The sequence below is a fragment of the Candidatus Zixiibacteriota bacterium genome, from assembly GCA_040752595.1.
GTDB lineage: Bacteria > Zixibacteria > MSB-5A5 > WJJR01 > WJJR01 > JACQFV01.
Window position 1 is genome coordinate 333,287 of sequence record JBFMGX010000004.1, and the last position, 14,108, is coordinate 347,394.

Annotated in this window: 12 protein-coding genes; all 12 read left to right on the forward strand. The window is 63.6% G+C overall.

Going from position 1 to position 14,108, the window contains the following annotated elements; genetic code table 11:
- Positions 1-28 precede the first annotated feature (28 nt).
- The 12 genes from AB1792_01635 to fmt all read left to right on the forward strand — a co-directional run bounded on the left by AB1792_01635 (position 29) and on the right by fmt (position 14,097).
- A complete protein-coding gene (locus AB1792_01635) occupies positions 29-1,243 on the forward strand; it encodes a glycosyltransferase family 4 protein (protein ID MEW5700918.1) in 1,215 nt (404 codons plus the stop codon).
- Positions 1,233-2,261: a lysylphosphatidylglycerol synthase transmembrane domain-containing protein gene (locus tag AB1792_01640; protein MEW5700919.1), complete on the forward strand. Its 1,029-nt coding sequence runs from the start codon at positions 1,233-1,235 to the stop codon at positions 2,259-2,261. Before AB1792_01635 ends, AB1792_01640 begins: the two co-directional genes overlap by 11 nt.
- An 87-nt stretch (positions 2,262-2,348) precedes the next feature.
- Complete coding sequence (locus AB1792_01645; GenBank protein ID MEW5700920.1) at positions 2,349-4,553, forward strand: glycosyltransferase family 39 protein; 2,205 nt, start codon at positions 2,349-2,351, stop codon at positions 4,551-4,553.
- A 22-nt stretch (positions 4,554-4,575) separates the two neighbouring features.
- Complete coding sequence (locus AB1792_01650; protein ID MEW5700921.1) at positions 4,576-5,598, forward strand: Gfo/Idh/MocA family oxidoreductase; 1,023 nt, start codon at positions 4,576-4,578, stop codon at positions 5,596-5,598.
- Positions 5,599-5,814: 216 nt separating this feature from the next.
- On the forward strand, positions 5,815-7,245 hold the full coding sequence (gene dnaB, locus AB1792_01655; protein MEW5700922.1) for a replicative DNA helicase: 1,431 nt from the start codon (positions 5,815-5,817) through the stop codon (positions 7,243-7,245).
- 312 nt (positions 7,246-7,557) lie between these two features.
- Positions 7,558-8,334, forward strand: coding sequence for an ABC transporter permease (locus AB1792_01660; protein ID MEW5700923.1), 777 nt, complete (start codon positions 7,558-7,560; stop codon positions 8,332-8,334).
- A gap of 166 nt (positions 8,335-8,500) precedes the next feature.
- Entirely contained in the window at positions 8,501-9,247 is a 747-nt protein-coding gene (locus tag AB1792_01665) for an ABC transporter ATP-binding protein (protein MEW5700924.1), read from the forward strand.
- A gap of 64 nt (positions 9,248-9,311) precedes the next feature.
- The gene (gene radA / locus AB1792_01670; protein MEW5700925.1) at positions 9,312-10,688 is read left to right on the forward strand and encodes a DNA repair protein RadA; all 1,377 of its coding nucleotides are present in this window, start codon (positions 9,312-9,314) and stop codon (positions 10,686-10,688) included.
- 122 nt (positions 10,689-10,810) lie between these two features.
- Positions 10,811-12,025: a tRNA guanosine(34) transglycosylase Tgt gene (gene tgt, locus AB1792_01675; protein MEW5700926.1), complete on the forward strand. Its 1,215-nt coding sequence runs from the start codon at positions 10,811-10,813 to the stop codon at positions 12,023-12,025.
- A 55-nt stretch (positions 12,026-12,080) separates the two neighbouring features.
- Positions 12,081-12,404: a preprotein translocase subunit YajC gene (yajC, locus tag AB1792_01680; protein MEW5700927.1), complete on the forward strand. Its 324-nt coding sequence runs from the start codon at positions 12,081-12,083 to the stop codon at positions 12,402-12,404.
- Positions 12,405-12,429: 25 nt separating this feature from the next.
- Positions 12,430-12,966 carry a peptide deformylase gene (def, locus tag AB1792_01685; GenBank protein MEW5700928.1) on the forward strand — a complete coding sequence of 179 codons (537 nt, stop codon included), beginning with the start codon at positions 12,430-12,432 and terminating at the stop codon, positions 12,964-12,966.
- Positions 12,967-13,107: 141 nt separating this feature from the next.
- On the forward strand, positions 13,108-14,097 hold the full coding sequence (gene fmt / locus AB1792_01690) for a methionyl-tRNA formyltransferase (protein ID MEW5700929.1): 990 nt from the start codon (positions 13,108-13,110) through the stop codon (positions 14,095-14,097).
- Positions 14,098-14,108: the final 11 nt, after the last annotated feature.

Consider the following 14,108-nt stretch of genomic DNA (forward strand, 5'->3'; position numbering starts at 1 on the left):
ACCACAAACCATGGCTGGGTGACGCTCGGTGCGGATACTGGCGATCAACTGGCAGGACCGCAAGCACCCGCTGGCCGGGGGGGCCGAGGTGCATCTCCACGAGATCCTCTCGCGCCTCGGCGCGTTGGGGCACGACATCACGCTTCTCTGCTCGCGGTTCCCCGGAGGACCTTCGACGGATGAATATGATCATCTTCAGGTTGTCCGACGGGGAGGACGCGACACCTTCAACTGGGGCGTGCGTCGCTGGAGTCGTGCGCTTCTACGGGCACAGCGGTACGATGTGGTCATTGATGACATCAATAAGATCCCCTTCTATACGCCGCGGTATTCTCCGGTGCCGGTCCTGGGGATCATCCACCACCTCTTCGGCAGTGCGATCTTCCGCCAGATCAATCCGTTGGCCGCCGGTTATGTCTACGTGATGGAGTCGCTGGTCCCGCGCGTCTACCGGGGCACGCCGCTGATGGTGGTCTCCGAAAGCACGCGTGATGATCTGGTGCGGCGGGGGATGGATGCGGCGCGGATCGCGGTCATCCACAACGGCATCGATCTGGGGCGGTACGGTCCCGATGCGGCGGTGACGAAATCCGACACGCCGTTGATCGCCTATTTGGGCCGCTTGAAAAAGTACAAGTCCATCGAGCATCTCTTCATGGCGCTGGGGCGCCTTGTGGGGGAGTTTCCCCGCGTGGCGGTCAAGATCGTGGGCGCCGGCGATGATGAACCCCGTCTGCGTCGCCGCGCGGCCTTGTCGGGGGTGGCCGACCGCGTGGAGTTCACCGGCTTCGCCGATTTCGAGCGCAAGATCGAGATTCTCCGCCGCGCTTGGGTCGTCGTTTGTCCATCCCTCAAAGAAGGGTGGGGGCTGACGAATATCGAGGCGAACGCCTGCGGCACGCCGGTGGTGTGCGCCGACGTTCCCGGCTTGCGCGACTCCGCCCGCGAGGGCGAGACCGGCCTGTTGTATCCCTATGGCGACATCGCGGCATTGGCGGACCGTCTGGGCCGGCTCCTGCGCGATCAGACGCTTCGCACCCGCCTCGGCCAGGGGGGGCTGGCGTGGGCGCGCTCGTTCAGTTGGGAGGAGGCCGCCCGACGGACCGAAGTGATCTTGGAGCGCGTGACCAACGGCGACACGCGGATCGGCATCAGTACGGCATCGATGACAAAGGGGGAGCAGGCGCCCCGATCGACGCCTCGGCCACGGGCATCGGCGCGCCGGGGGACCGATGCGTCGTAAGGCCATCATCGGCACGCTCATCAGCGTGATCTTCCTGTATTTGGCCTTTCGCAAGGTCGACTATGGCGACTTGTGGCGCGCCTTGCAGGGCGTACGCTGGGTCTATCTGATTCCCAACATCGTCCTGGTCGTCGCCGTGATGTGGCTGCGCGCCTGGCGCTGGCAGCTCATCCTGCGCCCCGTCGGTGACGTTTCTTACAATCGGGTCTTCTCCGCCACCATGATCGGTTTTATGGTGAATAATGTCCTGCCGGCACGGCTGGGTGAGATCGCCCGCGCCGTGTCCCTGGGATTGAAGACCGGCCTGTCGCGTTCGGCAACGCTCGCCACGATCATCGTCGAGCGGATCTACGATTCCTTCACGCTCCTGTTGTTCCTGTGGCTGGTGTTTGCCTTCTCGCGCATCTCCGAGTTGACCGAGGTCGAGCGCATCCGTGACGTCGGCTGGATATTCCTGGCCGTCAATGTCGCCCTCCTGGTCTTCCTCATCCTATTGCAGGTGCGCAATGCCGGCGTCGTGCGCTGGATGCGCAGGATCAGCGGGATCTTCTCGGTGCGGATACAGCAGATCGCCGGGGAGATCGTCGAGAAATTCGCCCGCGGTCTGACGATGCACCACAACATGCCGACCACCGTCGGCGTGGTCGTCCTCTCGCTGGTCATTTGGTTCATACTCGGCATCTCGAACTACTTCGTCTTCCTGGCCTTCGGGTTCGACCATCTGCCGATCGAGGCCTCCTTTGTGGTGCTCGTGGTTGTGTCGCTGTTGATCTCGGTCCCGAACTCCCCCGGCTTCGTCGGCGTCTTTCATTGGGGCGTGCAGATTTCGTTGCAGATCTACGGCATCCAAAAAAGCGAGGCCCTGGCCGTCGCGCTGGTCCTGCATGCGGCGCAGTATCTCCCGATCACGCTCATGGGATTGTACTACCTGCGCAAGGAGCACCTGCGCCTGTCGACAGTACGCGGGACGGAGCCGGAACCGGCAGACACGACCAAGTCAGGAGCGCAGGGCTCCTGACCTACGCCCTGGGATTGTAGGGTGCGTGCGGAGCACGCACCGTCAGGGGGCTGAAAGCCCCCTGTCCGCGATGTCTGGCTCACGAACATGACCCGATTCTGGACCTGGACACGTCGGCATCCGGCGGCGGCGATCTTCACCGTTGCGCTGCTGGTCCGCTTGATCTATCTGGCGGCCATACCTCAGCCGCCGGTCGCCTTCGATGCGCGTCGCTATGTAGCCGTTGGGCTGGCCGCGCCGCTGGCGGTGACGAATCCCGGTCTGTGGACCGATTCCACGGCGCGCGACGCCGTGCAATTCCCACTGCTGCTCTCCGACCTCGTCCGCGATGAGGATGTGCTGTGGTTCCCATACACGATCCCCAGCTACCGGGAGGCACTCGACGACCTCTTCTTCACCGGGCCGGTCTATCCGGCGTTCCTCGGGGCGGTCTTCCGCATTGCGCCGGCGTGGGACTTCTGGGTCGTCCGGTTGCTTCAGGCGCTCATCGATTCGCTCAGCGCCGTCATGATCCTCGTGTTGATGCGCCGATTGATCTCTCCGGTCGGCGGGGTCATAGCGGCTTGCGTCTGGTGTCTTTATGGGCCGGCGCTGTACAAGATCGGCGAGCTCAACACGGAGGCCTTGTCCGTCTGCCTTGGGCTGGCGATTCTCTTGGCCCTGGTCCGCGCCTTCGACAGCCGGGGGTGGGGCTGGCTGTGGATCGTCGGTCTGCTTTGCGGATTGTTGGCGCTGACCAAGGCGTCGGCCACCGTGCTCATCGTGCCTCTGGCGGCTGCCTGGATCTGGGCTTCGCGACGGGACCTCCGCCGGGGGCTGTCAGGCGCGGCGATCATGCTGGTCGCCATGGCGGTGCTGATGATCCCCTGGGTGCTCGCCGTGTACTGGCGCTATGGCGTCTTCGCGGTGCGCGACCCCTCATACGGCGGCGCAAACTTCCGTCAGGCCAACATCCTCCAATCCGAGGGATACAACCTCGATCAAGCCCCGCGCGATTTCTGGACCTATCCGGTGTGGCGCGAAATGAAACGCCACCCAGGACAATACGCGCTGCTCTATCTGCAGAAGTTCGACCGCATGTGGCTCCTCCCCTCCGATGACTTCCGTCGCGGTTTTCCATTGGGGCACACCGGCACATTGTGGCTGCAACGCGCGTTGGTGGCGCTGGCGCTGGTGGGGTTTTTCCTTTGGCCGACACGGGCCGGTCCTGTCGCCTGGTTGCCGGTGTCGTTTGTCTTGTATTTCGCCGCATTGCACGAGGTGATGCATGTCGTCTCGCGCTACAACATGGTGGCGATGCCGGTCGTGGCCGGCGCGGCCGCTCTCGGGGGGCAGTGGCTTGTGACGGCAGATCGTCGCGGCTGGCTGGTGCGCGCTGCGAGAATCCTCGTCACGATGATCGCGGTCCCCGTCGCGTTGAGTCTTCTGAGACCGACAACGTGGCTCTTGTTGCCGGGTCTCTCTTGGCAGACGGCAACCGTGCTCTTCTGGGCCACCGGTGCAACCATCATCGGTGTGGCTGCCTGGTGGGTGACGGGAGTGCCCGAGGCGGACAAGTGGCTGCGCCGACGGGTCGCCGGCGGCGCCGGGTCGATTCTCATTCTCGCGTTCCTCGGGTTGGCGATTCCCCGCGAGGGTCACGCCGACTGGTCCATTCACTTGGATCGCCCGGACCTACAGGTGCGTCGATCGATCACGATCCCCGCACAGATCGTGCGTGACTCGGTCGAGATGGGGGTCGTCCTCGTCGATGTCCTGCCCGATCGCGGCCAGGACTGCGGGATCATCCTCGGCATCGGAGCCCGGGAGGCGGTCTATTCCGCCCAGGAACTGATGAGTGAGGAGACGTTCTACTCCAAGGCGAGCTACAGAGTGTTTCTGAGCGAGTATGGTGAGCAGGTCACCGACGTGCGCCGCTGGACAATGACGAAACTCGATTCGGCGATGCTCGACTCGCTCTTGGCCGAACAGCGGGTGACGATTACCGTCGCGGTCGACTCCGATGTCACGCGACCCGGAGGGCTGCGGGTGTATGGCGACCTACCGGTGGCGGACCAGGCGCATTGGTCCGGGCCCGGCATCGAAATGACCACGTTGGAACGATACTATGAGGCCGGCGACCCACGGGTCTGGACCGAACAACCGCTCGACTTCACGACCGCCACGAGTGAACTGGTCCGCGATGGCTTGGCCCGCATCGACGACTTGTCAACTTCTTGGGGGCGTCAAGTGGGGCAATACCGTCTTTTCTTTGCACTCTTGATGTGGGATGGACGCTGGCGCTACTTTTGATCCGGGGGAGGAGAGGTGCATCGTGACCAGGGACAGTAGACTCCAGATCGGCGTTATCGGGGCGGGGTATTGGGGGCCGAATCTCGTCCGCAATTTCTCGCTCGTGTCCGGGGCCGTCGTGACCGGTGTTGCCGACACCCAGCAGAAACGGCTCGACTTTATCGGCGCGCGCCATCCCGCCGTGCGCTTGTATCGCGATCCCCTGGCGTTGATCGGCGCGGCGGACACCGACGCCGTGGTCATCTCCACGCCGGTTGAGACGCATTTTGGATTGGCCCGGGCCGCGCTCGAAGCGGGAAAACACGTCCTGCTCGAAAAGCCGATGTGCGCCTCCACGGCGCAGTGCGATCAACTGCTGGCTCTGGCCAAGGCACGACGACTCGTTCTGATGGTTGATCACACCTTCCTCTACACTGGCGCGGTGCGCAAGATCCGCGAATTGATCGTCACCGGGGAGTTGGGCGAAATCCTCTACTTCGACTCCGTGCGCGTCAACCTCGGTCTCTTTCAACATGACGTCAACGTCATCTGGGACCTGGCGCCGCACGATGTCTCGATCATGGACGCGGTGATCGCCGCCCCCGCCAAGGGCGTCTCGGCGATCGGCCGCTCCCACTTCGGGACCACCGTCGAGAACATCGCCTACCTGACCGTGACCTTCGACAACGCCGCCATCGCGCATTTCCATGTCAACTGGCTGGCGCCGGTGAAGGTCCGCATGACGCTGATCGGCGGCTCGAAGAAGATGATCGTTTACGATGATACCGAGCCGTCGGAGAAGGTGAAGGTCTACGACAAGGGCGTGGTGGTCACCTCCGACGTCGAGGAAGTCCGCCGCACGCTGGTGCAGTATCGCACCGGCGACATGTACGCGCCGCGTCTGGATGGCACGGAGGCGCTGTACCTGATTGCCGAGGAGTTCGTCGCCGCCGTGCGCGATGGCCGCAAGCCATTGACCGACGGCGAGTCGGGTCGCCGCGTCGTCAGCATTCTCGAAGCCGCCGACAAATCGCTGGCCTCGGGCGGGCAGTTGGTGCCGCTGTAGACTGCATGGTGGGCGGAGCCCACCCTACGTCTCTATCACTCGCTTTCGTAGGGTGGGCTCTGCCCACCGACCACGCTTGTGCACACCGTATTCCCGGTCTATCCCCCCATCCTCAACATCCACGCGTCCGGTTTCCACAACTTCCCCACACGGCGTCAAAGTGATTGATCTACGCTGTGTCACCGCGTAACAGAGTCCGGGAGATCATGTGTGAGCATGGCGACCAGGGCGCCCGATAGCGTTGGTACCGATCTGAGCCGTCACCTGCCGCCGCAGGCGGTCGAGGTCGAGATGGCGGTTCTGGGCGCCATGATGCGCGACCCGGAGGCGGTCAGTCAGGTCGTGGAAGTACTCCGGCCGGACGATTTCTATCGTCCGGCGCACCGCAAGATCTTCACCGCGGTCCTGTCGCTGTTCGACCGTGCCGAGCCGGTCGACCTGGCGACCGTGGCGGGCGAATTGGATCGTTCCGGTGAGTTGGAGAAATGCGGCGGGCGTGCCGCGCTACTGGACATCGCGGAATCGGTGTTCACGTCGGCTCACGCGGCGGCCCACGCCCGTATCGTGCAGGACAAATCGGTCCTGCGCCGCCTGATCGCGGCGTCGCAGCGTATCGCCGATTCCAGCTACAATGCCCCCGGCGACGTCGGCGATCTCCTCGATGAAGCCGAGGGACTGATCTTCGCCATCTCCGAGGCGCGTTCCCAACAGGACTTCGTCCGGCTCGAAGACCTTCTACCGCATACGTTCGAGCAGATCGAGAAGTACCGTGAACGCGGCGGCGGCCTCACCGGACTGCCAACGGGATTCGAGGATCTCGACTCGCTGACTGCCGGTCTGCACGGTTCCGATCTCATCATTCTGGCCGGGCGGCCCTCGATGGGCAAGACCGCGCTGGCGCTGAACATTGTGGAACACCTGGCGCTGGAACAAAGCAAACCGTGCGCTGTCTTCTCGCTGGAAATGTCCAAGGAGCAGGTCGCCGAGCGGATGCTCTCCTCCACGGCGCGGATCAATGCGCATCACATGCGCACGGGACGGTTGCGCAAGGAGGACTTCGTGCGGCTCGGCAACGCCGCCGATCGCCTGTCGGGTGCCAAGGTGTTCATCGACGACTCCGCCGCCATTGGCGTGCTGGAATTGCGCGCCAAGGCGCGGCGATTGAAGGCGCAGCATGATATCGCCCTCGTGGTCGTCGATTACATGCAAATGATGCACGGCCCGCGCAACGCCGAGAACCGCCAGCAGGAGATCGCGATGATTTCCCGCTCGCTGAAGTCGCTCGCCAAGGAATTGAAGGTCCCGGTTCTGGCGCTGTCGCAGTTGTCGCGGCAGGTTGAGCAACGCGGCGGTGAGCGGCGGCCACAGTTGGCGGATCTGCGTGAGTCCGGCGCCATCGAGCAGGACGCCGATGTCGTCATGTTTGTCTATCGCCCCGGCGCCTATGGCATCGAAACCGACAAGAAGGGAAACCCGACCGAGAACCTCGCCGAGATCATTGTCGGCAAGCAACGCAATGGTCCGACCGGCGAGGTGCGGCTCACCTTCCTGCGCGAATTCGCCCGTTTCGAGAATCGCGCCGACACGCGCTATACGGGCGCCCCGCCGTCCGGTCCTCCATCTGGAGAGGACGAGACGCCATTCTGATGCCCTGGGGTTGATCGGGGCGGGTCTGAGTCCGTCCTCTTGTCTGTTTGCATCCCGAACGAAGTGAGGGATCTGCTGTTGTTCTTGTGATCGCAGACAAAGCGGACCCCTCGCTTCGCCCGGGGTGACAGTGATATGCGTCTCCTTCCATAGGGTGGATTTTCCATAGTACAAGGCACGGCCCGCCAGAGGCGGACAAGCACGCCGTGCCCCTTCAGATTCCTCGGATGCGTGCCCGCGATCTCTGATCGCGGACGATGAACCGACGCCAAACCGATTGCCCTTCCCGGCAGAGCCGCCGATACTTGATCTATGCGCGCTTTCGTCATCGGTGTCGGACGCTGGTTGGTCGGCGCCCTGGTCTATGTCGGGGGTGTCGTGAACATGGCCGTTCGCCTGGTGGCCGTCCTACCGCGCATTTTTCGCTCCTTCCGGCTGATTGTGGCACAGATGCTCGCCATGGGCGTGCGCTCGCTGCCTTTGGTGATCCTGATTTCGGTGTTCACCGGTGCGGTGTCGACCTGGCAGGCGGCCTATCAGTTCCAGGACTATGTTCCCATGCGCTATCTCGGCGGTGCGGTCGGCAAGGCCATCCTGATCGAGCTCGGTCCCGTCTTGACGGCGTTGGTGATGGCGGGACGGGTCGGCGCCGCCATTGCCGCCGAGTTGGGGACGATGCGGGTGACCGAACAGATCGATGCCCTGGAAGTCATGGGGATCGATCCGGTGCGCTACCTTGTCCTGCCGCGCGTCGCCTCGGGGATCGTGATGCTCCCGGTCCTCGTTCTCTTTGCCAATTGCATCGCGCTGATGGGAGCGCTCGTGGTCGCCGTGGTCTTTGTCGACCTGTCGGGCGAGGTTTTTCTCAACGGCTTCAAGCTCCTGTTCCGTTCCAAGGATCTCTGGGCCGGTCTGATCAAGGCCGGGATGTTCGGTTTGATCATCGCCCTGATCGGCTGCTATCAGGGTTTCACAACAAAAGGCGGCGCCGAAGGTGTCGGACGCTCCACGACCGGCGCGGTCGTGGTGGCCTCGGTGCTGATACTGATTTCGGATTACTTGATTGCGACGTTCTTGTTTCAGATATGAGAGTGAGTGGTGGCGAGCCGCTATGGAATGGACTGGATGATGGCATGCTTTCAGTATCCCCCCCTGTGATCCCCCCGTCAACGGGGGGATGACTTTGCTCCCTCCCCGCCGGCGGGGAGGGTCGGGGTGGGGGATATTCCGTTGATCCCCGTCCGGTGCTTCGACAATGATCCAGATCCGTGGCCTCACAAAATCGTTCGGTCGGCATCGTGTTCTCGATGCGGTCGATCTCGATGTCGCGCGCGGGGAGACTCTCGTCGTCATCGGACGGTCGGGATGCGGCAAGAGCATCCTGCTCAAGCACGTGGCCGGATTGATGACACCCGATGCGGGCACGGTGGCCATTGACGGTCAGCGGCTGGATCGCCTTGATCGCGGCGGTCTGCTGAAGCTGAGGCTGCGGATGGGGTTTCTGTTTCAATCCGGCGCGCTCTTCGATTCGCTGACCGTGGCGCAGAATGTCGGTCTGGGGTTGACCGAGAACAGCGAGCTTCCCGCCTCAGAGGTCGGTCGCATCGTCGCCGAGCGGCTCGAATGGGTCGGTTTGGCCGGATTGGGAGATCAATATCCCTCGGAATTCTCCGGTGGGATGCGCAAACGCGCCGCGCTGGCGCGGGCGATCGCCATGGACCCCGAGATTGTCCTCTATGATGAACCGACCACCGGTCTTGATCCGGTCACGGCGGAGGGAATCAACGATCTGATCGTGACACTGCGCGAGCACCTACGCGCCACCGCGATCGCGGTCACGCACGACATGAACTCCGCGTTCAAGATCGGCGACCGGATCGCCATGCTGCATGATGGCCGCATCGTCTTCTCCGGTTCGGTCGAAGCGGCGCGCGCATCGGATGATCCCCTGTTGCGCCAATTCGTCACCGGCGGCACCGAAGGGCCGCTGGTGGCGTTGTAACCCGCAAATCCGTATCATTCCACCACCGGTAGGGGCGGTTGGCGAACCGCCCGCGAGCGTGTCGATGAAATCCGCCGCCACCAAGACCTTCTATGCCTGCTCCGGGTGCGGTTCGGTCTTTGCCCGCTGGCAGGGACAGTGCCCTGAATGTGGGGCTTGGGATACCCTCCATGAAGAGAGAGAGACCGGCCGAACCGGCGCCGTTCGCAGCAAAGGGACATCGAAAGCGCCGCAGACCAGCGCACTGGCCGATGTTCCGGCCGATACGGTGGGCGTCATCGCCAGCGGCATCGGTGAATTCGACAATGTCCTCGGCGGCGGCGCGGTTCCGGGGTCGACAGTCTTGGTCGGCGGCGAGCCGGGCATCGGTAAGTCGACGCTGCTGCTTCAGGTGGCGGCGCGGATGGCGCAGCGCGGCATCGCCACGCTCTATGTCTCCGGTGAGGAATCGGCGGCGCAGATCAAGGGACGCGCCGATCGGCTGGGGCTGTGTTCCGATCTTCATCTTCTGATCGAGACCGACTTGGCGGCGATCCTGGCCGCTCTCGATCACGCGCCGGAGAAGTTCGGCGCCGTCATCATCGATTCGATCCAGACGACATTTGACCGGCAATGGCAGAGCCCGCCCGGGACTGTCTCGCAGGTGCGGGAATGTGCGGCGGCGATCTCGGAATGGGCGCGACGGGCCCAGGCGGCGGCGTTTCTCGTTGGGCATGTCACCAAGGACGGTTTCATCGCCGGGCCAAAGGTGTTGGAGCATCTGGTCGACACGGTCCTGCAATTCGAAGGGGACCGACGGCAATGGATCAGGATTCTTCGCTGTCTCAAGAATCGCTATGGCTCGACGCACGAGGTCGGCCTGTTCGAGATGGCCGAGACCGGCCTTTCGGAAGTCATCGATCCCTCCGGTCATTTCCTCCCCAGTGGTCTGGGGGCGGTTCCGGCACCGGGCACCGCGGTCGCGGTTGCCATCGAGGGGCGACGTCCCCTCTTATTGGAAGTGCAGGCATTGGTCGGGCAGGGGACCGGCGGCAATGTGCCGCAGCGTGTGGTCTCCGGCTTGGACCCGCGCCGCGCCGCCATCCTGATCGCGATCCTGCACAATGTCGCCGGGCTGCCGTTGTCGGGACGCGATGTCTATCTCAACATCACCGGCGGGTACGCCACCGATGAGCCCGCCGTCGATCTGGCGGGCGCGGTCGCCATCGCGTCCTCGGCGCGGAAGCAGGCGGCGCCCGGATACACCGTCTTCATTGGTGAAGTCGGTCTGGGCGGCGAGATTCGCGGCGTCCCCCAACTTAAGAAACGTCTGATCGAAGCGGAGAAGATCGGCTGCCGCACGGCCGTGGTTCCGGCGGCCAACAGCCGCGAGCTGGCCTATGGGGGAGAATTGGAGCTGCAACCGGTCTTCCGTCTCGCGCAGGCGCTGGAGGTGCTCTGAGCACACTGGCGAGGGACAAGCGTGGCCCTGACCTTGAGGCGTGTTGAGAAACCGGCGAGATCGTCACAGGACGCTGCCGCCTTCTTCATAGACCCGGACCAAGGTCCGGGCCACAAGTACGAGTGATTCCCGCACACAACGATAGTCGGAGTGGCGAGTGTGGCCCTGACCTTGGCCAGGGTGGAGAGAGCGACCCGGCGGCTCGACTCCGTTTCTCCGTGGATGCCGCCGATGGCTCGGCGCGGGCCGGAACCATCGTCATCAACGGCCGGCGGATCGAAACCCCGGTCTTCATGCCGGTCGGCACCGCCGGGTCTGTGAAGGCGCTTCCACCGCACGATGTGGAATCGCTGGGCGCAACCATCTGCCTCGGCAACACCTATCACTTGTACTTGCGTCCGGGAGCAGAGGTGATTCGGGGGGCGGGTGGATTGCACAGGTTCATCGGCTGGAATGGTGCCATCCTGACCGATTCCGGCGGCTTTCAGGTCTTCAGTCTCCAGGAATTGCGTCGTGTCACAGCCGAAGGCGTTCGCTTTCGGTCGCACCTCGACGGGTCCGAGCACTTGTTCACGCCGGAGAGTGTCGTCGATTTCCAGTTCGAGTTGGGTGTCGACATCGCCATGGTTCTCGATGTCTGCTCGCCCTACCCCGCAAGCCACTCGGACGCGGCGGCTGACCTCGAGGTAACACTGGGATGGGCAGCCCGGAGCCGGGATCGCCATCGGTCGGCAGTCGATTATACCACAACGGCTTTGTTCGGTATTGTTCAAGGATCAGTTTATGAGGATCTTCGTCGCCATTCGGCGCGGGCCCTGCTCGCTTGTGGCTTCGATGGTTATGCCATCGGTGGTCTCTCGGTCGGGGAACCCAAAGAGGCGATGTGGGAGATGACCGAAGCGACGGTGGCGGAACTGCCCGATGTTAGGCCGCGCTACCTGATGGGCGTGGGCACACCGGAGGACCTCATCATGGGCATTGAGCGGGGAATCGACATGTTCGACTGTGTGCTGCCGACGCGGAACGCCCGGAATGGGACCGCGTTCACGTCCCATGGTCCCGTTCCGGTCAAGGCCGCGCGATATGCCCGCGATTTCGATCCCCTGGATCCCGAATGCGACTGCCTGACCTGCCGCCGCCACAGCCGCGCGTATATCCGACACCTGTTCAATGCCGGTGAAATCTCCGCAATGATGTTGACGACACGACATAATTTGCATTTCTACCTGACGATCGTGCGCCGGGCACGGCGGGCGATAATGGACGGGAGGTGGCAGATTTTCGCCCGTGAGTTTCTGGCTGCCTATGCCGAAGGGGATTCGGCGGCGACCCAATGACGATGCGAGCTCTTACGATTCTGCCCGGACCGGGGCGCAAGGAGGATGCGTGAACATGTTCTGGCCGGCGATGGCACCGCCCCCTTCGGGGGAAGGTTCGTCGCCCAACCCGATTTTGACGTTCCTGCCGTTTGTTCTGATGATCGTTGTGGTCTGGTTCCTGCTGATTCGGCCCCAGCGCAAGCGTCAGAAGGAACACCAGGCGATGCTGACGCAGTTGTCCAAGGGCGACCGCGTGGTCACCAATTCCGGCATGTTCGGGACGATTGTCGGCATGAGTGACAATACGGTCACATTGCGGGTTGGGGATGACTCCCGCAGCGAGACAAAGATCGAGTTCCTGAAGTCGGCGATTGCCGGCAAGGTCGACGCCCGTTAAGACGCTCCCCTCTTATTCTCCTCCCATGGGCGATAAGCTCGGCGACGACATCCTTCTCTATGGCGATCCGGTGCTGCGCCGGGTCGCCGCCCAGGTGTCGGGCTTCGACGGGTCGCTGCGGCTGTTGGCCGAGCGCCTCCTGCGTATTCAGACGCGCGAGCGTGCCATCGGCGTGGCGGCCAACCAGATCGGCGCGGAGTGGAGCGTCTTTTCCGTGGATGAGGGGATGATCCGTCGCGGCGGCGCCGCCGAGGTGCTGGTCAATCCGGTGGTGGCGGCGACCGATGGCGAGGTGATCACTGAGGAGGGTTGCCTCTGTTTCCCGGGGATCTTCATCGAAGTGGCGCGTCCACGCTGGGTGGCGATTCGCGCCTTCGATTGTGACGGTCGACCCGTTGAACGCGAAGCCGAGGGGATGCTCGCACGGGCCTACCTCCATGAGATCGATCACCTGCAGGGGCGGTTGTTCATCGACCGCGTCGATCCCCCGACGAGACGCCTTGTGCTGGAGCGCATGCGGGCTTTCACGTCGAAGAGCGAACGGCCGGGCAATCGACGGTGACGGGCACGGCACGCCGCGTCCTGTACAAGACCTCGCGGGGATTGCGAGGTTGTGACGCGAGCTTGCGATACATCATGATGCTACGTCCGGGACCGTAGGGGCACGGCGTGCCGTGCCCGCGGAGCGCTCCCGACGTTGGTGATGGCGGTTCGCTTCTTGCGGCCGCTGAGAATGGACTTCAGGATCGTGAACGTCGTCTTCTTCGGCACTGCTTCCTTCGGCCTGCCCACATTGGCCGCGATCAACGCGTCGGATCGCCACCGGTTGATCGGTTTGGTCACTGGGATGGACAAGCCGAAGGGGAGAGGGCAGCACCTGACACCGACTCCGGTCGGCCGATGGGCCATGGACGTGGGCTTGGCGCCGGTCCTTAAGCCCGAGCGTTTGGGCGCACCAGACTTCATCACCGCGCTGCGAACACTCCCGGCCGATGTCTATGTGGTCGTGGCCTTTCGCATTCTCCCGGAATCGGTCTTTACAATCCCGCGGTATGCCCTTAATCTCCACGCGTCCCTGCTGCCCGCCTATCGCGGGGCGGCACCGATTCAGCGGGCGCTGATGGCGGGAGAGACGCAAACCGGTGTGACGACATTCCTGCTGGCGAAGACCGTGGACTCTGGCGCCGTGCTGGTCCAAAGGACAACCGACATCGATCCCGACGAGAACGCCGGGCAACTCGCCGATCGTCTGGCGCACCTCGGGGCGGAAGCGGTGATCGCGACGCTCGACCTGTTGGCCACGGGTCAAGCACGGCCCCTCCCTCAAGATGACGCGCGCACCTCGCAGGCACCGAAGATCACCTCCGCCGACCTGTGCCTCGATCTGACCGGTAGCGCCACTGAGGCCATCAACCGCATTCGTGCTCTGGCACCCGAGCCCGGAGCCGTCGTCCGGATCGGCGGACAGGTGTTGAAGGTTCTCGCGCTCAGATATGCCGGTCCCCGGCAACCCGAGGATCAGCCGGGTGAAATCGTCCTGGCCGATCCGCGCCAGGGTATAATCGTGGCGACCGCCGATGGTCGTGTCGCCATTGAGCGGCTCCAGGCTCCGGGGAAACGGGCACAAACGGGGGCCGAATTCGTACGCGGACATCGTATCCAACGAAATGACCGCATCGCGCCGCCGGCCTGATGGGCCCCGGC

Bases quoted from the DNA above. Each gene is read 5' to 3' on its own strand.
- yajC (MEW5700927.1), top strand. From the start codon at position 12,081: ATGTTCTGGCCGGCGATGGCACCGCCCCCTTCGGGGGAAGGTTCGTCG.
- AB1792_01660 (MEW5700923.1), top strand. From the start codon at position 7,558: ATGCGCGCTTTCGTCATCGGTGTCGGACGCTGGTTGGTCGGCGCCCTG.
- radA (MEW5700925.1), top strand. From the start codon at position 9,312: ATGAAATCCGCCGCCACCAAGACCTTCTATGCCTGCTCCGGGTGCGGT.
- AB1792_01640 (MEW5700919.1), top strand. From the start codon at position 1,233: ATGCGTCGTAAGGCCATCATCGGCACGCTCATCAGCGTGATCTTCCTG.
- dnaB (MEW5700922.1), top strand. From the start codon at position 5,815: ATGGCGACCAGGGCGCCCGATAGCGTTGGTACCGATCTGAGCCGTCAC.
- def (MEW5700928.1), top strand. From the start codon at position 12,430: ATGGGCGATAAGCTCGGCGACGACATCCTTCTCTATGGCGATCCGGTG.
- AB1792_01645 (MEW5700920.1), top strand. From the start codon at position 2,349: ATGACCCGATTCTGGACCTGGACACGTCGGCATCCGGCGGCGGCGATC.
- AB1792_01665 (MEW5700924.1), top strand. From the start codon at position 8,501: ATGATCCAGATCCGTGGCCTCACAAAATCGTTCGGTCGGCATCGTGTT.
- fmt (MEW5700929.1), top strand. From the start codon at position 13,108: ATGGCGGTTCGCTTCTTGCGGCCGCTGAGAATGGACTTCAGGATCGTG.